This is a genomic window from Sulfitobacter sp. 1A10359 (assembly GCF_043558145.1).
GTDB lineage: Bacteria > Pseudomonadota > Alphaproteobacteria > Rhodobacterales > Rhodobacteraceae > Sulfitobacter > Sulfitobacter faviae.
Genome location: NZ_JBIFGB010000006.1, coordinates 143,514 through 163,519 on the forward strand (window position 1 = coordinate 143,514; position 20,006 = coordinate 163,519).

17 protein-coding genes, 2 tRNA genes and 1 pseudogene are annotated in these 20,006 nt (G+C 60.7%); 14 read left to right on the forward strand and 6 right to left on the reverse strand.

What is annotated here, in order from left to right; genetic code table 11:
- Window positions 1-78 precede the first annotated feature (78 nt).
- The 5 genes from ACGYK2_RS13930 (at window position 79) to ACGYK2_RS13950 (ending at window position 5,809) form a co-directional block, all read left to right on the forward strand.
- Window positions 79-1,383 (forward strand): sugar ABC transporter substrate-binding protein, encoded by a 1,305-nt coding sequence (locus ACGYK2_RS13930; RefSeq protein WP_136720473.1) that lies wholly within the window; start codon window positions 79-81, stop codon window positions 1,381-1,383.
- 118 nt (window positions 1,384-1,501) lie between these two features.
- Window positions 1,502-2,368 carry a carbohydrate ABC transporter permease gene (locus ACGYK2_RS13935; RefSeq protein WP_136720472.1) on the forward strand — a complete coding sequence of 289 codons (867 nt, stop codon included), beginning with the start codon at window positions 1,502-1,504 and terminating at the stop codon, window positions 2,366-2,368.
- Between the two features lie 12 nt (window positions 2,369-2,380).
- Window positions 2,381-3,211: a carbohydrate ABC transporter permease gene (locus ACGYK2_RS13940; RefSeq protein ID WP_136720471.1), complete on the forward strand. Its 831-nt coding sequence runs from the start codon at window positions 2,381-2,383 to the stop codon at window positions 3,209-3,211.
- Window positions 3,212-3,226: 15 nt separating this feature from the next.
- Complete coding sequence (locus tag ACGYK2_RS13945) at window positions 3,227-4,231, forward strand: ABC transporter ATP-binding protein (RefSeq protein ID WP_271689023.1); 1,005 nt, start codon at window positions 3,227-3,229, stop codon at window positions 4,229-4,231.
- A 72-nt stretch (window positions 4,232-4,303) separates the two neighbouring features.
- Window positions 4,304-5,809 (forward strand): mannitol dehydrogenase family protein, encoded by a 1,506-nt coding sequence (locus tag ACGYK2_RS13950; protein WP_271689024.1) that lies wholly within the window; start codon window positions 4,304-4,306, stop codon window positions 5,807-5,809.
- Between the two features lie 3 nt (window positions 5,810-5,812).
- On the opposite strand, the gene arsJ is transcribed toward ACGYK2_RS13950, so the two are convergent.
- The 3 genes and pseudogenes from arsJ to ACGYK2_RS13965 all read right to left on the reverse strand — a co-directional run bounded on the left by arsJ (window position 5,813) and on the right by ACGYK2_RS13965 (window position 8,909).
- Window positions 5,813-7,075 carry an organoarsenical effux MFS transporter ArsJ gene (gene arsJ / locus ACGYK2_RS13955; RefSeq protein WP_271689025.1) on the reverse strand — a complete coding sequence of 421 codons (1,263 nt, stop codon included), beginning with the start codon at window positions 7,073-7,075 and terminating at the stop codon, window positions 5,813-5,815.
- Window positions 7,072-8,070, reverse strand: coding sequence for an ArsJ-associated glyceraldehyde-3-phosphate dehydrogenase (locus ACGYK2_RS13960; protein WP_271689027.1), 999 nt, complete (start codon window positions 8,068-8,070; stop codon window positions 7,072-7,074). The genes arsJ and ACGYK2_RS13960 overlap by 4 nt, the downstream gene beginning before the upstream one ends.
- Window positions 8,067-8,909: pseudogene (locus ACGYK2_RS13965) on the reverse strand (helix-turn-helix domain-containing protein). Before ACGYK2_RS13965 ends, ACGYK2_RS13960 begins: the two are co-directional and overlap by 4 nt.
- Window positions 8,910-9,530: 621 nt before the next feature.
- Between ACGYK2_RS13965 and ACGYK2_RS13970 the strand changes: the two are divergent.
- Window positions 9,531-10,250, forward strand: coding sequence for a LuxR family transcriptional regulator (locus tag ACGYK2_RS13970; RefSeq protein ID WP_271689028.1), 720 nt, complete (start codon window positions 9,531-9,533; stop codon window positions 10,248-10,250).
- A gap of 66 nt (window positions 10,251-10,316) precedes the next feature.
- Window positions 10,317-11,024: an SDR family oxidoreductase gene (locus ACGYK2_RS13975; RefSeq protein WP_271689029.1), complete on the forward strand. Its 708-nt coding sequence runs from the start codon at window positions 10,317-10,319 to the stop codon at window positions 11,022-11,024.
- 15 nt (window positions 11,025-11,039) lie between these two features.
- On the opposite strand, the gene ACGYK2_RS13980 is transcribed toward ACGYK2_RS13975, so the two are convergent.
- A complete protein-coding gene (locus ACGYK2_RS13980; protein ID WP_271689030.1) occupies window positions 11,040-12,845 on the reverse strand; it encodes a histidine kinase N-terminal 7TM domain-containing protein in 1,806 nt (601 codons plus the stop codon).
- 437 nt (window positions 12,846-13,282) lie between these two features.
- Between ACGYK2_RS13980 and ACGYK2_RS13985 the strand changes: the two genes are divergently transcribed.
- The 3 genes from ACGYK2_RS13985 (at window position 13,283) to ACGYK2_RS13995 (ending at window position 16,920) form a co-directional block, all read left to right on the forward strand.
- Window positions 13,283-14,782, forward strand: a complete 1,500-nt coding sequence (locus ACGYK2_RS13985; protein WP_271689031.1) for an MHYT domain-containing protein — start codon at window positions 13,283-13,285, stop codon at window positions 14,780-14,782.
- A 323-nt stretch (window positions 14,783-15,105) separates the two neighbouring features.
- Window positions 15,106-16,554: a sensor histidine kinase gene (locus tag ACGYK2_RS13990; protein WP_271689033.1), complete on the forward strand. Its 1,449-nt coding sequence runs from the start codon at window positions 15,106-15,108 to the stop codon at window positions 16,552-16,554.
- Window positions 16,555-16,560: 6 nt separating this feature from the next.
- Window positions 16,561-16,920: a response regulator gene (locus tag ACGYK2_RS13995; protein WP_271689034.1), complete on the forward strand. Its 360-nt coding sequence runs from the start codon at window positions 16,561-16,563 to the stop codon at window positions 16,918-16,920.
- A 28-nt stretch (window positions 16,921-16,948) separates the two neighbouring features.
- Here the strand turns inward: ACGYK2_RS13995 and ACGYK2_RS14000 are convergent.
- Window positions 16,949-17,025, reverse strand: a tRNA-Arg gene (locus ACGYK2_RS14000).
- Window positions 17,026-17,129: 104 nt separating this feature from the next.
- Between ACGYK2_RS14000 and ACGYK2_RS14005 the strand changes: the two genes are divergently transcribed.
- Window positions 17,130-17,651 (forward strand): superoxide dismutase family protein, encoded by a 522-nt coding sequence (locus ACGYK2_RS14005; protein WP_271689035.1) that lies wholly within the window; start codon window positions 17,130-17,132, stop codon window positions 17,649-17,651.
- A gap of 246 nt (window positions 17,652-17,897) precedes the next feature.
- On the opposite strand, the gene ACGYK2_RS14010 is transcribed toward ACGYK2_RS14005, so the two are convergent.
- Window positions 17,898-17,972 (reverse strand) — tRNA-Thr (locus ACGYK2_RS14010).
- Window positions 17,973-18,057: 85 nt separating this feature from the next.
- On the opposite strand from ACGYK2_RS14010, the gene ACGYK2_RS14015 reads away from it, so the two are divergent.
- The 3 genes from ACGYK2_RS14015 to ACGYK2_RS14025 are packed head-to-tail and all read left to right on the forward strand — an operon-like array spanning window position 18,058 to window position 19,976.
- Window positions 18,058-18,234: a hypothetical protein gene (locus ACGYK2_RS14015; RefSeq protein WP_168612795.1), complete on the forward strand. Its 177-nt coding sequence runs from the start codon at window positions 18,058-18,060 to the stop codon at window positions 18,232-18,234.
- Between the two features lie 3 nt (window positions 18,235-18,237).
- A complete protein-coding gene (gene murA, locus ACGYK2_RS14020) occupies window positions 18,238-19,509 on the forward strand; it encodes a UDP-N-acetylglucosamine 1-carboxyvinyltransferase (protein WP_067266613.1) in 1,272 nt (423 codons plus the stop codon).
- Window positions 19,506-19,976 carry a DUF2948 family protein gene (locus ACGYK2_RS14025; RefSeq protein WP_067266611.1) on the forward strand — a complete coding sequence of 157 codons (471 nt, stop codon included), beginning with the start codon at window positions 19,506-19,508 and terminating at the stop codon, window positions 19,974-19,976. The genes murA and ACGYK2_RS14025 overlap by 4 nt, the downstream gene beginning before the upstream one ends.
- Window positions 19,977-20,006 lie beyond the last annotated feature (30 nt).

Below are 20,006 nucleotides of genomic sequence, written 5' to 3' on the forward strand. Positions count from 1 at the left end.
GCGCGTAAAATTTAATTTGACTGCGCGTTGCGTGGGTCGTTAGTCTCGGTGCATCATCTATAGAGGGAGGAACTATCGATGTTCTGCGATAAATCACTTTACGCCGCGACGGCCTTGGGCCTGATCATGGCGGGCGGCGCGGTTGCCGAGACGATCACCATCGCCACCGTCAACAACGGCGACATGATCCGCATGCAAGGCTACACCGACAAATTCACCGAAGAGACCGGCCACGAAGTGGAGTGGGTCACCTTGGAAGAGAACGTCCTGCGCCAGCGCGTCACCACCGACATCTCGACCAAGGGTGGCTCTTTCGACATCATGACCATCGGCATGTATGAGACGCCGATCTGGGGCGCGAACGGCTGGCTGGTGCCGCTGGATGACCTCAGCGAAGAATACGACGCAGACGATATCCTGCCCGCCATGGCCGGTGGCCTGAGCCACGACGGCACGCTTTATGCGGCACCGTTCTACGGCGAAAGCTCCATGATCATGTACCGCACTGATCTGATGGAAAAAGCCGGCATGGAAATGCCGAAAGACCCGACATGGGAATTCATCCGCGAAGCCGCCGCCGCGATGACCGATCGTGAAAACGACATCAACGGCATCTGCCTGCGCGGCAAGGCCGGTTGGGGCGAGGGCGGTGCGCTGATCACGGCGATGTCCAACTCCTTTGGCGCGCGCTGGTTCGATGAAGACTGGAATGCCCAGTTCGACACCGAGGCATGGGCCAACACGATCAACTTCTACAAAGACCTGATGGATGAAAGCGGCCCGGCGGGCTATGCCTCCAACGGCTTCAACGAGAACCTCTCGCTGTTCCAGCAAGGCAAATGCGGCATGTGGATCGACGCCACCGTGGCGGCCTCCTTCGTGACCAACCCCGAGGATTCCACGGTGGCCGACAAGGTTGGCTTTGCGCTGGCACCGGACACGGGCCTTGGCAAACGCTCCAACTGGCTCTGGGCATGGGCGCTGGCAATCCCGGCGGGCACTCAGAAAGAAGATGCCGCGAAAGAGTTCATCGAATGGGCCACCTCGAAAGACTATATCGAGATGGTTGCCGAGAACGAAGGCTGGGCAAACGTTCCTCCCGGCGCGCGCAAGTCGCTTTACGAGAACCCCGAGTACCAGAAAGTGCCCTTCGCGCAGATGACGCTCGACTCGATCCTCTCGGCCGATCCTGAGAACTCCACCGTCGATCCGACTCCTTACGTCGGTGTGCAATTCGCCGCGATCCCCGAGTTTGCAGGCATCGCGACCGACGTGAGCCAAGAGTTCTCTGCCGCCTATGCCGGTCAGCAGACCGTCGAAGAGGCACTTGAGAAGGCACAGGACCTGACCAACGACGCAATGGAAGCTGCTGGCTACCGTTAAGCCGCCGCTTCCACGGCTCAAAGGGCGGCGAACACCGCCGCCCTTTTCCGCCCCACCACCCGATATGATACCCTTCACCTAACAGCGGCATCCGCCGCCGGCAGAGGAGATGTGCCCGATGGCTACCCAACATTCCCGATCAGCGGCACGCCTGATGATGGCCCCGGCGGTGGTCTTGCTGCTTGGATGGATGCTCATCCCGCTGACCATGACGCTCTACTTCTCTTTCAAGAAATACCTGCCGATGCGCGGCGGTGATCTGGGTTGGGTCGGCTTCGACAACTATGTGCGCTTCGTCACCTCCAGCTCTTTCTGGCCCTCGGTGATGACCACGCTGATCATCGTCGGCGGTGTGCTGGCGATCACGGTCTGCCTTGGCATCCTACTTGCCCTTCTGTTGAACCAGCCGATGTGGGGGCAGGGCTTTGTCCGCATCCTTGTCATCGCGCCCTTCTTCGTCATGCCCACCGTGTCGGCGCTGGTGTGGAAGAACATGTTCATGGACCCGAACTATGGTCTCTTCGCGCATCTGTGGGAGTTCTTTGGCGCCACCCCGGTGCAATGGATGAGCCAAGCCTCGCTGTCGTCGATCATCATCATCGTATCCTGGCAATGGCTGCCCTTCGCGACGCTGATCCTGCTCACCGCGATCCAGTCGCTTGACCGCGAGCAGCTGGACGCCGCCGAGATGGACGGCGCGCCGGTGACCAAACGTTTCGCCTATATCACCCTGCCGCATCTGGGCCGCGCGATCACCGTGGTGATCCTGATCCAGACGATCTTTCTCTTGTCGATTTTCGCGGAGATTTTCGTGACCACGGGCGGGGCCTTTGGAACCAAAACACTGACCTATCTCATCTTCCAGCGCGTGCTGGAGAGCCAGAACATCGGCCTCGGATCGGCGGGCGGTGTCTATGCAATCATTCTCGCCAATATCGTCGCCATCTTCCTGATGCGCATCGTCGGCAAGAACCTGGACGCCTGAGGAGGAGACATCATGGCACGCGCAGTCACAAGGCAACGCAAGATCGTCAACACGGCCCTCGCTTGGGGCATTGGTTTCCTGATCTTCTTCCCCATCCTTTGGACCATCCTTACCAGCTTCAAGACCGAAGCACAGGCCATCGCCGATCCGCCGATCTTCCTCGGCTTCGATTGGACACTGGCGAATTACGAGGCGGTTCTGGAACGGTCGAACTACGGGCGCTTCCTGTGGAACTCCATCGTCATCGCGGGTGGCTCGACCATCCTTGGCATCATGATCGCGGTGCCTGCCGCATGGTCGATGGCCTTCGTCCCCGGCAAGCGGACTAAGGATATCCTGCTCTGGATGCTCTCGACCAAGATGCTCCCCGCGGTGGGCGTGCTCTACCCGATCTATCTGCTCTGCATCCAGTTCGGCGTGCTCGACAGCAAGATCGCCTTGGTCATCATCCTGATGCTCATCAACCTGCCGATCATCGTCTGGATGCTCTACACCTACTTCCGCGAAATCCCCGGTGAGATTTTGGAAGCGGCACGGATGGACGGGGCAAGCCTGCGCGAAGAGGTGCTTTACGTCCTCACCCCCATGGCGGTGCCGGGCATTGCCTCCACCCTGCTGTTGAACTTCATCCTCGCATGGAACGAAGCCTTCTGGACGCTCAACCTCACCGCGGCCAAGGCCGCACCGCTCACCGCCTTCATCGCGAGCTATTCCAGCCCCGAGGGCCTCTTCTACGCCAAGCTCAGCGCGGCCTCCACCATGGCCATCGCGCCAATCCTCATCCTCGGCTGGTTCAGCCAGAAACAACTCGTCAGCGGCCTGACTTTCGGCGCGGTCAAGTAAGCAAGGGACAGTCACATGGGACAAATCAAACTCAATCAGGTTTCCAAAAGCTTCGGCGATGTGGAAGTCATTCCGCCCCTTGATCTGACCATCGAAGATGGCGAGTTCACGGTCTTCGTCGGCCCTTCGGGCTGCGGTAAATCAACCCTGTTGCGGCTGATCGCGGGCCTGGAGGACATCACCTCGGGCCATATCGAGATCGACGGCACCGATGCGACCCATGTGCCGCCCGCGAAACGGGGTCTGGCGATGGTGTTCCAATCCTACGCGCTTTATCCGCATATGTCGGTGCGCAAAAACATCGCCTTTCCGATGAAGATGGCCGGGCTGCCCGTGGATGAGCAGAACCGCCGGATTGAAGCGGCTGCCAAAGCGCTGAACCTGACCGACTACCTTGACCGGCGTCCGGGCCAACTCTCGGGCGGTCAGCGCCAGCGGGTTGCCATTGGCCGTGCCATCGTGCGCGAACCTTCGGCTTTCCTTTTCGACGAGCCGCTGTCGAACCTCGACGCCGCGCTGCGGGTGGGTATGCGTCTTGAGATCAGCGAGCTGCACAAGCGGCTGGCCACGACGATGATCTACGTCACCCACGATCAGGTCGAAGCGATGACCATGGCCGACAAGATCGTCGTGCTGCGGGCGGGCCATATCGAACAGGTCGGCTCCCCGCTTGAGCTTTACTACAAGCCGCGCAACGAATTTGTCGCGGGCTTCATCGGCTCGCCCAAGATGAACCTGATCAAGGGCGCCGAAGCCGAAGCGCGCGGCGCGCCGACCATCGGCATCCGGCCCGAGCATTTCGACGTCTCCACCACCGAAGGCGCATGGGAGGGTACCATCGGCGTGGCCGAGCATCTGGGCTCCGACACCTTCTTGCACGTCCATGGCGTAGCGGGCTGCGACCCGATGACCGTGCGCGTGGATGGCGAATTATCGGTCCGACATGGAGACCGGATTTTCCTGACCCCACAGGCGGACAAGCTGCACCGGTTCGACGCGCAGGGCCTTCGGGTCGAGTAATGCAAGCGGCAGGAATGACAGGCCGACCCCCGCACCCTTTCCCCGGTGCGCGGCCCTTTAAGGATGTGGATCATGGATAAACTGGTAGACCTCTCGAACGCGACGCTGGGTGATCTCGACATCGCCCACCCCAGCTATGACCGCAGCGCCCTGACCCCCGGCATCGTGCATATCGGCGTGGGCAATTTCCACCGCGCGCATCAGGCGTGGTATCTGCATCGTTTGATGCAGAACGGCCAAGCGCATGACTGGGCGATCCTCGGCGCGGGCGTGCGCCCCTATGATGCGGCCATGCGCGAGAAGCTCTTGGCGCAGGATTGTCTGACAACGCTGATCGAACTCGACCCCGCGCAGACCTCGGCCGAGGTTGTGGGCTCGATGATCGACTACTTGCCAATCGAAGAGGGCAACGGTGCCCTGATCCGCGCCATGGCCGATCCGGCCATTCGCATCGTCGGGCTGACCGTTACCGAGAGCGGCTATTACATCGACCCGGTGAGCAAGGGGTTCGACGCGACCCATGCCGATATCGTCCATGACGCGGCGAACCCTGACACTCCGCGCACCGCCTTTGGGGCCATGGTCGCGGCCCTGCGGCTGCGCCGTGATGCGGGGCAGGGGCCGTTCACCGGGCTGAGCTGTGATAACCTGCAAGGCAATGGCGATATCCTGCGCCAAGCGGTCGTGTCGCTGGCGCGCATGTCCGACCCGGCGCTGGCCGATTGGATCGAGGCAAACGCCAGTTTCCCCAACTCCATGGTCGATTGCATCGCCCCGGCCACCGGCCCCGCCGAGATCGCACAGGCGCGGGAGTTCGGCGTGAACGACGCCGCCCCCGTCACCCATGAAGCCTTCCGCCAATGGGTGATCGAAGACGATTTCTGCGCGGGCCGCCCGGATTGGGATCAGGTGGGGGCCACCTTCTCGGACGAGGTGCACGCCTATGAGAAGATGAAGATCCGCATCCTCAACGCGGGCCATCAGGTCTTGGCCAATGTCGGTGAGGTGCTGGGGATCAAGACGATTTCCGGCACCATGGCGCATCCGGCGATCCGTGCGATGTTCCACCGCGTGCAGGCCGAAGAGATCACCCAGACGGTCGCCCCGGTGCCCGGCATGACACCGCTGGCCTATCTCGATCTGATCGAACAGCGGTTCTCGAACCCGCGCATCGTCGACACCACCCGCCGCGTGGCCTTTGACGGTTCGGCCCGGCACACCGGCTTTGTCCTGCCGATTTTGCGGGATCAACTGGCGGCGGGGCGTTCGGTCAGCGGTCTGGCCTTGGTCGAAGCGCTCTGGGCCCGGATGTGTGCGGGCACGCGCGAAGATGGTAGCGAAATCGTGGCCAACGATCCGATCTGGGACGCGCTGAAAGCCGTGGCGCAGGCCGCGCGGGAACGGCCCGAAGCCTGGCTTGAGCAAGAGCGCCTCTACGGTGATCTGGCGCAGGCCGAGGCGTTCCGCGATGCCTTTGTCGCTTGGCTCTCGCTCATCTGGAACGCAGGCGCAGTCGCGGCGATGAACGTCTATACGCAGGCCGATGAAAGCAACGGTCGCGCCAGCAAGGTGGGCTGAGGGCTAACTCTGGTCGGGTTTCAAGAACCCGACCAGCAGCGCCGACAGGGCCACCATGATCGCCGCCGCGCCCAGCATCAGGGGCAGGCCGCCGATCTGATAGCTCAGCCCCGACATCAGCGTGCCCAAGAGCCGCCCGGCGGCATTGGCCATGTAGTAAAACCCCACATCCATCGTCACCCGCTCAGCTTTGGTGAAAGAGAGGATGAGGTAGGAATGCAGCGATGAGTTTATCGCAAAGACCGCGCCAAAGGCCAAGAGGCCGATCACAAGCGTCACGGTAAGCCAGCCCTGCGGCCCGTCGCTGAACAGCGCCGCCAGCGTGAGCGCCGCGGGCACGGCGGCCAGCGACCATGCCCAGCCCTTCGCGGCTGAGATCAGGTCTTCTGCAGGGCGGGATTTCGCGCGGAGCAGGCGTGGGGCGTAGATTTGCACCAGCCCGTAGAGGATCACCCAGACCGCCATAAAGGTGCCGATCATGAAAAAGGCCGCGCGGTTGCTTTCCTCCGTGCCATCCGAGAGGACCGCGTAGAAATAGATCGGGATGCCCACCACGAACCACACATCCCGCGCGCCGAAGAGAAACACCCGCGCCGCGCTGAGCCAGTTCACATTGGCGGATTTTGAGAAGACTTCCGAGAACTTCGCCCCCTTGCGGCCCTTGGGCAGGCCGGGCGGCATGGCGGTCAGCACGGCAATCAGGATCAGCGCAAGGATCGCGGCCATCCCGAGCACCGCCCAGACAAAGCCAAGCGTCGCCAGCAAAGCCGCGCCAAGCAGAAAGCCCAAGCCTTTGACCATGTTCTTGGACCCGGTCAGCAGCGCCACCCAGCGGAACAACCCGCCATCTTCAGCCGGGGCCAGCAGCTTCACGGCGGATTTCGACGACATTTTGGCCAAATCCTTGGCCACCCCGCTTGCACCCTGCACTAGCATGACGAACACCACCGAGGCACCAACCGCCCAGGTGGGGTCAAGCTGTGCCAGCGCCAGCAGCGCCACGATCTGCAACCCAAGCCCGGCATAGAGCGTCGAGGCCAGCCCGAAGCGCGCCGCGATCCAGCCCGCGCAGAGGTTGGTGACAACGCCCGCGATCTCATACAACACAAAGAGATAGGCCAGTTGCACCGGCGAAAAGCCAAGCCGGTGGAAATGCAGCAACACCAGCATGCGCAACGCGCCATCAGTCAGCATGAAGGCCCAATAGGCCGCCGTGACCGCGATATAGGCCGAAAGCCCCTCGGGGCGGGTCGCGCTCTGGCTCACAGGCTTGCCCCGACCATCAGCGCCACATCGACCAGACGGTGGGCATAGCCCATCTCATTGTCGTACCACGCATAGATTTTCACCTGCGTCCCGTTCACCACCATGGTGGAGGGCGCATCGACGATGCTGGACCGCGTATCATTGGTGTAATCGGTCGAGACCAGCGGGCGCTCCTCATAGCCAAGGATGTCTTTTAACTCTCCTTCGGCCGCGGCCTTGAACAGGGCGTTCACCTCTTCCACGGTCGTCTCCCGCTCCACCTCAAAGACACAGTCGGTCAGCGAGGCGTTCAGCAGCGGCACCCGCACCGCATGGCCGTTCAGCCGGCCTTTGAGTTCGGGGTAGATCAGGGTGATCGCCGTGGCGCTGCCCGTGGTCGTCGGGATCAGGGAGTTCAGGGCCGAACGGGCGCGGCGCAGGTCCTTGGCGGGGCGGTCGACGATGGTTTGTGTGTTGGTCACATCATGGATCGTGGTGATGGAGCCGTGTTTGATCCGCAGCGCCTCATGGATGACCTTCACCACCGGGGCGAGGCAGTTGGTCGTGCAGCTTGCCGCCGTGACGATCCGGTGCCGGGCGGGATCATAGACGCCGTCATTGACGCCATAGACGATATTGGCCGCATCCCCGTCTTTTACGGGGGCCGAGATCACCACCTTCTTCACCCCGGCTTCGAAATAGGGGGCGAGTTTCGCCTCGGTCTTGAAGACGCCGGTGCAATCGATCACCACATCCACCCCGTCAAGCGGCAGCGCGCTGAGGTCACGCGTGCCGATGAAGGGCAGGCGGGTGCCGTTGATCGTCACGCTGTCGGCGTCATGGGCGAAATCGGCCTGCCAGCGCCCGTGCACCGTGTCGAATTCCAGCAGATGCGCGTGCATTTCCGGGTCATCCACCGCATCGTTGATCCATGCAATCTCGGCCCCTTGGTCCAGCAGCGGTTTCAGGGCGAGCTTGCCAATACGGCCAAGGCCGTTGATCGCGTAGGTGGTCATGCGGGAGATCCTTCTTTGTCGGTTTGGCCAGCGTCATCCAGCGCCTTTTGCAGCGAGATACGGTCGAGCGAGGTAAGCGGCAGGCTGGTAAAACCCAGCATCCGGTTGCGCAGGGTGCCATAGGCCTGCTGGAAAGCGAGGCTCTTTTCTGCGTCGGAGCCTTCGACCTTGACCGGGTCGGGCAGCCCCCAATGGGCGGTGATCGGCTGGCCCGGCCATGTGGGGCATTCCTCATTGGCGGCCTGATTTCAGACGGTAAAGACGAAGTCGAAGGCCGGCGCATCCGCGGCCTGAAACTCAGAGATATGTTTTGACCTGAGGTGGGTCACGTCATGGCCCTTTTGCTTGAGCACTTCGACGGCGAAAGGGTTCAGCTTAGACTGTGGCCGGGTGCCTGCGGAGTAGACGTTGAACCGGTCCCCTGCGAGGTCGCGCAGGATGCTTTCGGCAAAGATCGACCGGGCGGAGTTGCCGGTGCAGATGAACAGGACGTCGAACTTGTCATCGGTCATGGGTGCGTTTCCATCTGAAGAGGTGAGGGGGAGGCAAATTTCGGGCCGGCCACGGCAGCAGTCGTTCAGCAGGTAGCCGATGGTGTCCCGCGCCGCCTCGATATCGATCGCATAGCGCAGGGATGTGCCCTGCCGTTCTTGGCTCACCAACCCCGCCTGCATCAGCGCGCCGATATAGGTCGACAGGGTGTTGGGCTTGAGGCCGAGCGCCTGCGCCAGTTCGGTCGCGGGAACCCTGTCTGGGTAGCGGCGCATGAGCAGCCGAAACAGCGCGAGGCGCTGCGGATGGCCGAGGGTGGCAAGGCGGTTGGGGATCACTTGTTCCATAATTCATGAATTGCAGAATTAATGAGCTTTGCGCCAGTGAAGTTTTTGTAACAGCGTCAAATCGCCTGCGCCCGTATCGCCCCTATCCACCGCGATTCATCGAAACCTATAAATATTACCAGCTTTACAGATGCGCCCCGGCGCGCGCAGTCAAGATGCGCCGGAAATTTAATCAAACTATAACAAATGCTTGAAGAACGACGGGGCGAATCTTGCTATCCGAGTTTGCGGCTGTGCTGAATGGCCGTCAGACATAAGATGCGCGCTCAGGCTGACGCGACCTTTTGACAGGGCCTGCCATTTGGCTCTGTTTCGGTCCCCGCTTTCGGAAGCTGCGCCCCTGTCCGCTGTGTTGGACGACCGTGTTTTTGTAAGGGGCGCATTGGTTTTCGGGCGGGGGCCGCTTTATGCTCTGCACCGCTTCGCGGGCAGGCGGACGTGCCGACCTTTCGTCGGGCGGCTCTTTCGCTTGACCCTTGGTCATCGGGGCAAAATTGCAACGTTTTGGCCGGTTTCCCTTATTCCGAGAAATCATTCGACGGCGGGCATGTTCCCTCACTGGTTGAGGTGCCCTAACTGAATGCTCAGTTTTTAATCACATGAGCTTTTGAACGCCGCCCTATGGTGACACCGCTTTCCGACCGCTACCTCCTATTGAAAGAACAACGCCCCGACATCAAACCCGCCGAGATGTTGCAGGTCTTGGCGCAGGATATGGGGCTGAACAACCTGTCCTATCTGGGATTTCACAAGACCGGCGCCAGCGGCAGCGATCCGGTCATTCACTCGACCTATGATCCCGCTTGGCTGAAACGCTACCAAGAGGAAAACTACCATCTGATCGACCCGGCGGTCGACAAATCCCTCGAAGGCACCCTGCCGGTGGATTGGAGCGAGCTGCCCAAGGTCGACCGGACCACGCGCAATTTCTTTGGCGAGGCGATGGAGTTCGGCGTGCGCCAGAACGGTGTGTCGATCCCCATTCGGGACCACGCGCATGGCAAGGCGGTGCTGACGCTGAACTCTGACCTGCGCATTCACGAATGGCGCAAGTACAAGCGCGGGATCATCGCCGATGCGATCTATCTGGGCTGTCTGATCCAAAGCGATATGGTAGCGGATATCGCCCCCGCCGCGCCGGGGCCACGGCTGAGCAACCGTGAAAAGGAAGTGCTGAAATGGGCCGCGGTGGGCAAAACGGCATGGGAGACGGCGCAGATCATGACGGTGGCGGCCAGCACGGTGAACCATCATCTGTATAATGCCTGTGCCAAGCTGGACGTGACCAACAAGACCCATGCGGTGGCCAAGGCGATCCGGGCGCAGATCATCACGATCTGATCGGGCGGGCAGGGCTTGGCGGCGGCTTCGCCGCGCGGTAAGCCGCCTGCAACATAGGAGAGCGATATGGAACTGCGCGACAAACGTATTTTGGTCACCGGCGGCAGCGACGGGATCGGGCGCCACATCTGTTTGAAATTGGCGGAGGCGGGTGCGCGGCTGGCCATTCTGGGCCGGGATGAGACACGTCTTCAGGCCGTGGCCGAAGCCTGCCGAGCCGCTGGCGCGGCAGAGGCGGTGGGGCTGACCTGCGATCTGCAAGACTCTTCGGCAATCGACCAGACCGCCGCGCACGTGGTGGAACGCTTTGGTGGCTTGGATATCCTGATCAACAACGCAGGGATTTGGCACAAGGCAGGGCCGCTCGACACGATCGCGCCTGAGATGGTGCAGGCTACGGTGCAGACCAATCTGACCGGCCTGATGCAGATGACACAGGCCACGCTGCCCGCGCTGCGCGACAATGACGAGGCGATCATCCTCAATGTCGTCTCAAAATCCGGTGTCGTGGCGCAGGCGGGGCAGTCGGTCTATACGGCCACGAAATACGGCGTGCGCGGCTTTACGGAGGTGCTGAAGGCGGATGAGGAGAGCACCGGCGTGCGGGTTGGCGGGCTGTATCAGTCTGGCACCAACACCGGCATGTTCGCCAAGGCCGGAGAGGACGTGCCGAACCATATTTTCACCGAGCCGGATGATCTGGCCGATGTGGTGGTCTTTGTCCTGTCCCGCCCGCCGAAGCTATGGATTCACGATATCCGTATCGAACTTTAAGCGCGGGCGCGGCGCTCAGTCGGTGCTTTGCAACGCGCTTGGGGCGGCTTGCGGGGTGGTCTCTGCCCCGGCGCCGATGCCGAACTCGACATGGAAGGTCGATCCGACGCCGACTTCGCTTTCGTAAAACAGATCCCCCGCCATCTGCCGCGCCAGTTGGCGGGAGATATGCAGGCCGAGGCCGGAGCCTTGGGTCGATTTCTGCCCATCGTCGTCAAGCTGCCCGAAACGGCCAAAGACCTTTTCCTCCATCCCCTCAGGAATGCCGCGCCCATGATCGCGGATCGAGACCCGCACGCGGCCGTTGTTGGTGGTCAGCGTGCCCTCCACAGTATCCCCCACATTCGAGAATTTCACCGCGTTCGAAATGAGGTTGTCGACCACCTGCCGGATGGCAAAGGCATCGCCCAAGACCACGGCGGGCTGGCCCACGCTGCCGATATCCAGCCGCACGCCGCGCTCATGGGCATACATGCGGTTTTCCTCGATGCTTTCGCGCAGCAGGGCGGGCAGGTCGACCGGCAGCCATTCGAGCGAGAGCGCCTGCACCTCAAGCTTTTGCACCAGCAGGATATTATCGACCAACCGCGACAGGCGCACCCCGTTGCGATGGGCAATGTCGAGCGAGGAGCGCAGCGGGCCTTTGATCTCACCCAGCTTACCGCTGAGAGCCAGAGCCAGGCCGCCTTTCAATGAGGTCAGCGGCGTGCGCAGCTCATGGCTGACGACCGAGATGAATTCATCCTTGGCGCGGTTCGCCTCATCCGCCTCTCTCAGCGCCCGCTCTAGGGCCGTGGTGGTGGCGATCCGCTCGGTGACATCGACGAAAGTAACGCTCCATCCGATGGCGGGGCCAGCGGGGGCGAGGGGGTTTTCGATGGGTTGAACGCGCGGCTCATAAAGCCGTTCGTTACAGGTGATATGGGCCGAGCCGTTCTGCGCCATTTGTGCTTCGATCCCCGCGATCAGATCGTGGCTCAATGTTGGATCGGACAGAAGCCCGCTGCGCTTGGCCGCGGCGTTCGAGCGGATGACGCGGCGCCGCGCGTCCAAAAGGATCAGCGGTTCGCTCATCGTGTCAAACAGGGTCGATTGCCCGACCGAGGGCATGTCCATCGTCTTGTTCGTGACCAGCAACCACGAAAAGGCGAAGATGCCCAAGGTGAACATGAAGGCGGTCGGATCAAGGCCGACGACAGTAAACCCAAGCAGCGCATAGGCCGCGTTCGCGCCCAAGGGGATCAGCGTGATCACCACCAGCATCGTCAGCAGCGGCCAAGCGGCCCGTTTCGCGCGAAAGAACGCCCGGCCCAGCCAGATGAGCGTCGCCATCACGAAGCAATAGAGCCCGGCAAGAACGAGGAAATACCCCGGCCCATGTTCAAAGGTGATCTGATCGTCGCCCGGCTGAAGCGCGGTCTCGGCGGTATAGATCAGGTGGTGCCAATCGTTCGTCGCGGCAAGGCCGAAGGCTGCAAGCGGCACGGCGATCAGGGCCAGAAGGCTCACCCACCCGCGCGACCGGCTGGAGGGACCGACATATTCGAAGATAAAGAAGGACCACGCCACCGGCACCATCCCATGCCCCAGCCACGCAAGCTGCGCCTGTTGCATCTGGCAGGCGTAGGCGGGCGTTGCAGCTTCGGCCCCGACCATCATCAGGGTCCAGATCATCCCCAAGAAGGTGAGCGCATAGTAAATTTTGCCATGGAACTCTTGGAACTTGAGCGTCCAAAAGGCGACAGCTGCGGCGATCGTGCTGACGGCGAGCACGGTCCAATAGACCGGGTCGAGCATCAGCCCTTGGAAACACGTTAGCATGGCGGAAATACCTATGAACCAAAATGAATGTGCGCAGACCAGCATTAAAATGCGGCGCAAGTTTGGCGCTGTAGTGGCGTATTATGGCCAGCAAGTGCAACCCTTGGATGTGATTTGGGGCCGCAAGTACCGTTCGTCATGCGTGCAGGCGGGCCGGTTGCCTCTGCGAAAGAGGGGGCGAAGGGCGCTGAGAACGGGGTTCAAGGTACAGTCGAAGGCAGCAGCGCGTAGCGGCATTTCGCCGGATGCTTGTTCAAAGACGGTATGGGGGGCATCCGGCGCAATCAGGCCCCGCCCGCGGTTTTGCCAGATGGAATTACCGCCAAAAAGAACGCACTCGAACAATGTTTCGACGCAATCCTTGCGCAACACTGGCCTCATTATCTTGAGGTTTAAAAATGCTGACTGTGGCTCATTCTATGCACTCGGACCACGATATGACGCTGGTCTTGCTTGCCGCGCTTTTGTGCGCATTCGGCAGCTGGGTGATCGCAAACCTTTACCGGCACGCGCTTAAACAAACGCCGCGACAGGCGTTGTTGTGGTATTTTCTGACCGCCGTGACCTCGGGCATCGCCATCTGGTGCACGCATTTCATCGCCATGCTGGCCTATCAGCCCGACGCGCCGGTCAGCTTTGATTTCGGGCTGACCTTCGCCTCGCTACTGATCGCGATTATCGGGTCTACGGTGGGCATTCTGATCGCCGGGATGTTCCGCAGGCGGGTCACCACCGTGATTGGCGGGGTGATCTTGGGGCTGTCGATCTCGGCCATGCATTACACCGGGATGGTCGCCTATCGGATCGAGGGGGTCATCTTTTGGGACAAGACCTATCTCGTCGCCTCGGTTCTGCTGGCCATGGTGTTGTCGACCGTGGCTTTGTTCTTTGGCGCGCAAAACGGGAAATACGCCACGGGCAAGATGACGGCCAGCTTTGCGCTGGCGATTATCGGGCTGCATTTCACCGGCATGGCCGCCTTTCATGTAACGCCGACCTGTTTGACCGGCCATAGCAACCCGGATGAATTCAGATTGCTGGCGATGGTCATCGCCGGGACGGCTGCGATGATCGTGCTGGGCGGGCTTTTCACCTATTTCATCGAAAACCGCACTCGGATGGAGAACATCGTGGAGCTGCGCCAAGCGCGGGATGAGGCTCGCGATGCCAGCCGCGCCAAGTCGGAGTTCATGAGCGTTCTGAGCCATGAGCTGCGCACGCCGCTGACCATCATCAACGGCTACGCCAGCTTCCTGACCAACCTCAAAGGCCATACCATGGCCAAGCTGAAACCGAACGAGCCGATCTCAAAGGTGCATTTCGATGAGTTGGGCGACCAGACAGAGCGCTACGGCGGGCGTATCAAATCGGCGGGCGACCATCTGCTGACCATCATTAATGAGCTGCTTGACTATACGAGCATTGAATTGAATTCCGTGAAGCTCAACAGAACCTCTTTCGCGGCGGGCGATTTGCTGGCCGAATTGGCAGAGCAATTTCAGGGGCTGGCCAAGGAAAAACAGGCGATGCTGGAAATCGAATATGATGAATTCGACGTTTTCGCCGACCGCGGGCGCTGCAAACAGATCCTGATCAATCTCTTGGGCAACGCGCTGAAGTTCTCTTCGGCCTCCAGCATTCGCATGCGCGCCAAGCAGGTCGGCGATACATGCCGACTTGAGGTCGAAGACAACGGTTGCGGGATGCCGGCAGAGGATTTGCAGCGGATTTTCCAAGCCTTCATTCAAGCGGAAACAGCCAGCAAAAGCGCTGATGGCGGCACTGGTCTTGGCCTTGCGATCAGCAAAAAACTCGCCGCTGCACATGAGGGGGACATCAGGGTAGAGAGCACCGTTGGCATTGGGACGAAGTTCACCGTCGATCTGCCCCTCTGCGCCTCGGAGATCGCGGCAGAGGAAGCGCTTGTGGCCGCGTGATCGGCCCTTTCCCAATTCGGGGCGGGGCCTCTGAATACGCCCGTCGAGTAAGCGAATGCGCGCAGTCTTAATTCAATTGGCACGCCTCAGGGTGCTGCGGCTTGAATAGAGGCGCAAAAGCGCCAATCGTAAAAAGACGCGCCATTTATGCGCGTCATTCATTACCTGAGTTCTTAGCTTGCCGAATAATTGAGCGGGTCATCATTTGCTGCGGCGCGCCGCCATATCGCTGCTTAACTTATATCAAGGAGGCTGAGCTTTTCTGTTCAAAGTTAGGGGGATATGGTGGCCAGAGAGATTGAAGGAAGTTTATAGGGAAGAATATGGGTGGTGAAAGATCGGCGAACGGTAGCGTGTCGAGATCTGCAATTTTTGCGGCATCCCCCCACGGGTATCTCGTTCTAGATACCGATTTGAAGATTATCGACGTGAATGACCGGTACCTATTCATCACCGGGTCAGAAGCGGAGGACCTCGTAGGGAAACATCTGTTCGACGCTTTCCCGGATGACCCTTCCGACGCGACGGCAGATGGCACCAATAATCTGGGCAAGTCGCTTGAGATCGTCGCCGCCACGGGAAAACAGCACCGCATGGCCGTGCAGAAGTACAATATTCCCATTCGCGACAGCGCCGACGGAGCCTTTGAAGAGAAATATTGGCAACCGTTGAACACGCCCGTGTTCGAAGATGGCAAGCTGGTCGCGCTGATCCACCATGTCGAGGATGTCACCTCGGAATTTATCGGTCGCCGTGATCAGGCGATACGGCTCAATCTGGCCAAGCAGGTGTCGGGGATCGGCTATGGCGAGTTGGACCTTCAGACGGGGACCGCGAATATCTCGCAGGAATTGGCCAATCTGTTCGGCTATGCCGATACCGAGGGGACAATCCCCATGGCCAAGCTGTTCCGGCGTATCCATCCCGATGATCTGGCGCATGTGAACCAAAGCTTGGGCGAAACGATGGCCAATGATGCCACGGTGAACGCCGATTATCGGATCGTCTTGCCCAATGGGGAAACCCGGTGGCTGAACACGCGTGGTGAAGTTCTTTTCGAACATGACAAGCCCGCGCGGTTCATCGGTGCCACCCTCGATCTGACCCATTCCAAGAAGCGCGAAGAGGTCTTGCAGAAGACCCTGACCGAGCGTGACAAGCTTCTTGAGCAGAAGGAAACACTGCTTGGCGACGTGAACCACCGGATCAAGAACAGCTTGCATCTGGTGTCGAGCATTCTGCGTCTCGAAGCCGCGTCGGTGGATGATGCGTCTGTCAAACACAGCCTGCAACAGGCCTCGCTTCGGGTGCATGCGGTAAGCTCCGTCCATGAACTTATCTATAAATCTCATAACGTTACCCATGTGGATGTCGGTGAATACATCCCGCAGCTTGTCGATTTCCTTTCAGCCAGCACCGAGACCGACAGCAAGCAGATCGACACAATCGTCGACGCGCCGTCGGTCACCGTGCCGACCGATTTGGCCATCAACCTTGCGCTGCTGATCAATGAGCTTGTGACCAACGCGCATAAACATGCCTTCGTCGCGCGGGAACAGGGCAGGGTTGATGTTCGTTTGCATCAAGAGGGAGACCTTTTGACGTTAACGGTGTCGGACGATGGGATCGGCAACGCGGAGAGTGTAGGTAGGGTCGGTCTCGGTTCGAAGATCGTGGCGGGCATTGTCGGCCAGCTTGGGGCGGCGATGGATAAGAGGACAACAGAGCATGGTTATTGCGTTGAGATTGAGGTTCCCATGCCCGCCGGGTGATGCCCGGTGAATATTCTGATTGTCGAAGACGAATTTTTGATTGCCTTGGACCTTCAGATGCAGCTCGAACAGCTTCAACATTCCGTCCTTGGCCCGGTCAAGGATTTCGCGACCTGCCGGGAGGTGGTGACGCAGACCCGGCCCGATCTGGCCTTCATGGACCTGCGGCTCGCCAATGGCGATTCCGGTGAAGAGGTGGCGCAGTGGCTGCTGGCAGAACACAACATCCGCTGCGTCTTCATGAGCGGCAATCTGGACGATCTCACCCAGCAACGGCTAAGCGCGCTTGAGCCTGTCGCCATGCTTGGCAAACCGACCTTCCCGCACCTAATCGCCGCGGCGATCGAGGATTTTTCGCGCGCGTAGGTGTAGAGGGCCCAAGTGTGGAGGAAAGTGGCGCTCCCTGAAGGATTCGAACCCTCGGCCTGCCGATTAGAAGTCGGCTGCTCTATCCAGCTGAGCTAAGGGAGCACTCGGCCGCTTATAGGGGCAAGCCTCGCCCTGCATCAAGAGGAACCCGACGCGGTCCGGGTGGGTTGAGCCGTCATCGGACATATAACCCAAAGGAGGAAGCCATGTATCTGCGCAATATCCTACTCGGGGCCGCTTTGGCCACAACAGGCGCCGTGGCGGCGCAGGCCGAAAGCCATATGCAAACGGCGGCGACGGCCCAGGTCGCGGGCAATTCGAACGGAATTTCGGGCAATGTTTCGCTGAACACGACCGCATCGGGCCGCACCTTGGTTCAGATCGACGTGACCGGCGTGCCTGCGGGTACCCACGGCGTGCACCTGCATGAGACCGGTGATTGTTCGGCCGAGGATTTCAAATCCGCCGGTGGCCATATCGCGGGGGACCGCAAGCACGGTGTGCTCGTCGAAGGTGGGCCGCATCCCGGTGATATGCCCAATATGGTCGTGGGTGAAGATGGGGTGCTGGAAGCCGAAGTCTTCCTCGACCTGCTCGATATTGAGACCATGATCAAAGATGATGATGGTGCGGCCTTCATCATCCACAGCGGCGCAGACGACTACGAATCGCAGCCATCGGGCGACGCGGGTTCGCGTATCGCTTGTGGCGTGTTTGAGGCGTCGTGATTTAATGTGAATTTTTGGCACCTCCGTCCCGGGTTGTCGGAGCGGGGGTGTCGATTCGATCTGTAAGGGTGCTTGAGGTGTCGAGGGACCATCGCTCTTGCGAGGCATAGTTGGAAACAAGGAAGATTAATGGTGCTGCTGGAGAGAATTGAACTCTCGCACTCAGACTGACGCGTAGCGTCGGGCGTAAGTCGAGAGACCAGCGCTCGTGCTAGACGTTACATATCCGGAAATAAGGAAGATTAATGGTGCTGCTGGAGAGAATTGAACTCTCGACCTCTCCCTTACCAAGGGAGTGCTCTACCTCTGAGCTACAGCAGCGCCGTGGGCGGGTGATTAGCCGCAATCGAAAGGGGGCGCAACCCCTGATCTGGACCCTTCTTGCCCCCTGCGCTAGATAGGCGGCATGGCAAAGCAAAACGCCCCGGAAAAGAACGCGAAAACACCCTCTGCGCGGGAGGCGCGGCTGAAGGCTGCGCTCAAGGCAAATATGGCGCGGCGCAAGGCGCAGGCGCGCGCGCGGGCCGAGGATGTGGCGCAGGATACAGGCAATGGCCCCGAGGGGCCGGAAAAGGACAGCTGAACGATGGATTCCATTCTGGTCAGGGGCGGCGGTGCGCTCAACGGGCAAATTCCCATCGCGGGTGCTAAAAACGCCTGTCTGGCGCTGATGCCCGCCACATTGCTGAGCGAAGAGCCGCTGACGCTGACCAATGCGCCGCGTCTGAGCGATATTCGCACGATGACGCAGCTTTTGCAGTCTCTCGGCGCCGAAGTGGCCGCGATGCAGGACGGTAAGGTCATCACCATGGCAAGCCATGGGGAGATCAATACACGGGCCGAATATGACATCGTGCGCAAGATGCGCGCGTCGAATCTGGTCTTGGGGCCGCTTTTGGCGCGGGAAGGTCATGCCGAAGTTTCGCTCCCCGGCGGCTGCGCGATTGGTGCGCGCCCGATGGACATTCACACCGACGGTCTGGCCAAGATGGGCGCGGAGATCGACCTTCGCGACGGCTACCTTTACGCCAAGGCCGCGGGCGGTAAACTGAAGGGGGCGGTGATCGACTTCCCCTTTGCCTCTGTCGGGGCGACCGAGAATATCCTCATGGCAGCGACCCTTGCCAAGGGCACCACCGTCATCAACAACGCCGCGCGGGAGCCTGAGATCGTCGATCTGGCGGATTGTCTGCGGGCCATGGGCGCGCAGATCGAAGGCGATGGCACGTCCAGCATCACCATTCAGGGAGTCGACAGCCTGCATGGCGCCACCCATAAGGTCGTGACCGACCGGATCGAGCTTGGCACATATATGCTGGCCCCCGCCTTCTGCGGCGGTGAGGTTGAGCTTCTGGGCGGGCGAATCGATCTGCTGGAGGCGTTTTGCGAAAAGCTCGACGCGGCGGGCATCGACGTGAGTGAGACTGATGCGGGCCTCAAGGTCGCACGGCGCAACGGGCGGATTTCGGCAGTGGATGTCACCACCGAGCCGTTCCCCGGCTTCCCGACCGATCTTCAGGCGCAGATGATGGCGCTGCTCTGCACGGCTGAAGGCACATCGGTTCTGGAAGAGAAGATTTTCGAGAATCGCTTCATGCACGCGCCGGAGCTGATCCGCATGGGAGCGCGGATTGATGTGCAGGGTGGTACGGCCAAGGTCACCGGGGTCGAAAAGCTCAAAGGGGCGCCGGTTATGGCGACCGATCTGCGGGCGTCGATTTCGCTCATCCTCGCCGGGTTGGCCGCCACTGGAGAGACCACGGTCAGCCGGGTCTACCACCTTGATCGCGGCTATGAGCATGTGGTCTCCAAACTGCGCGGCGTTGGGGCGGATATCGAAAGGATCAGCGACAAATGACCGAAGATGCACGTTTCGAAGATGGCCGCGAAGCGCCGCTGAACCTTGGAGCATTGGATGCCGAGGATCTGACGGTGATCGCCTCGCTGACCCAAGACGCGGTCTTTCCCGCCTCCGAAATGCGCTGGCACCGCGCGGGCGCGCGCTTTGCGCTGCTGCTGAACCGTTTGCGGCATGAGGATACGGGGGCGGCGCGTCACGCGCCCGAGCGGGTGCAATCGGTGCTGATGTTCAACAACGTACAACGTGTCGCCAGCCAAGGTGTGCCGCAGGGCGATGCCGATACGATCCTGTCGCTGCTCGACATCGCGTTTGAAGAGGGCGACGCGCCCTCGGGCCATGTGACGCTGACATTGGCCGGAGACGGCGCGATCCGGCTAGAGGTCGAAGCGCTTGAGGTGACGCTCAAGGACGTGACCCGCCCCTATGTCGCCCCGTCCAAGAAACGGCCCGTTCACCCTGAGTGACGCCGCCGCATGGCGGGCAAGGATCGCAAG

What these genes read in the sequence shown, in the direction of transcription:
- ACGYK2_RS14005 (WP_271689035.1), top strand. Translation starts at nt 17,130, where the DNA reads ATGTATCTGCGCAATATCCTACTCGGGGCCGCTTTGGCCACAACAGGC.
- ACGYK2_RS13945 (WP_271689023.1), top strand. Translation starts at nt 3,227, where the DNA reads ATGGGACAAATCAAACTCAATCAGGTTTCCAAAAGCTTCGGCGATGTG.
- ACGYK2_RS13960 (WP_271689027.1), bottom strand. Translation starts at nt 8,070, where the DNA reads ATGACCACCTACGCGATCAACGGCCTTGGCCGTATTGGCAAGCTCGCC.
- ACGYK2_RS13990 (WP_271689033.1), top strand. Translation starts at nt 15,106, where the DNA reads ATGGGTGGTGAAAGATCGGCGAACGGTAGCGTGTCGAGATCTGCAATT.
- ACGYK2_RS13930 (WP_136720473.1), top strand. Translation starts at nt 79, where the DNA reads ATGTTCTGCGATAAATCACTTTACGCCGCGACGGCCTTGGGCCTGATC.
- ACGYK2_RS13975 (WP_271689029.1), top strand. Translation starts at nt 10,317, where the DNA reads ATGGAACTGCGCGACAAACGTATTTTGGTCACCGGCGGCAGCGACGGG.
- ACGYK2_RS14025 (WP_067266611.1), top strand. Translation starts at nt 19,506, where the DNA reads ATGACCGAAGATGCACGTTTCGAAGATGGCCGCGAAGCGCCGCTGAAC.
- ACGYK2_RS13950 (WP_271689024.1), top strand. Translation starts at nt 4,304, where the DNA reads ATGGATAAACTGGTAGACCTCTCGAACGCGACGCTGGGTGATCTCGAC.
- ACGYK2_RS13980 (WP_271689030.1), bottom strand. Translation starts at nt 12,845, where the DNA reads ATGCTAACGTGTTTCCAAGGGCTGATGCTCGACCCGGTCTATTGGACC.
- ACGYK2_RS13935 (WP_136720472.1), top strand. Translation starts at nt 1,502, where the DNA reads ATGGCTACCCAACATTCCCGATCAGCGGCACGCCTGATGATGGCCCCG.
- ACGYK2_RS14015 (WP_168612795.1), top strand. Translation starts at nt 18,058, where the DNA reads ATGGCAAAGCAAAACGCCCCGGAAAAGAACGCGAAAACACCCTCTGCG.
- ACGYK2_RS13940 (WP_136720471.1), top strand. Translation starts at nt 2,381, where the DNA reads ATGGCACGCGCAGTCACAAGGCAACGCAAGATCGTCAACACGGCCCTC.
- ACGYK2_RS13970 (WP_271689028.1), top strand. Translation starts at nt 9,531, where the DNA reads ATGGTGACACCGCTTTCCGACCGCTACCTCCTATTGAAAGAACAACGC.
- ACGYK2_RS13985 (WP_271689031.1), top strand. Translation starts at nt 13,283, where the DNA reads ATGACGCTGGTCTTGCTTGCCGCGCTTTTGTGCGCATTCGGCAGCTGG.
- murA (WP_067266613.1), top strand. Translation starts at nt 18,238, where the DNA reads ATGGATTCCATTCTGGTCAGGGGCGGCGGTGCGCTCAACGGGCAAATT.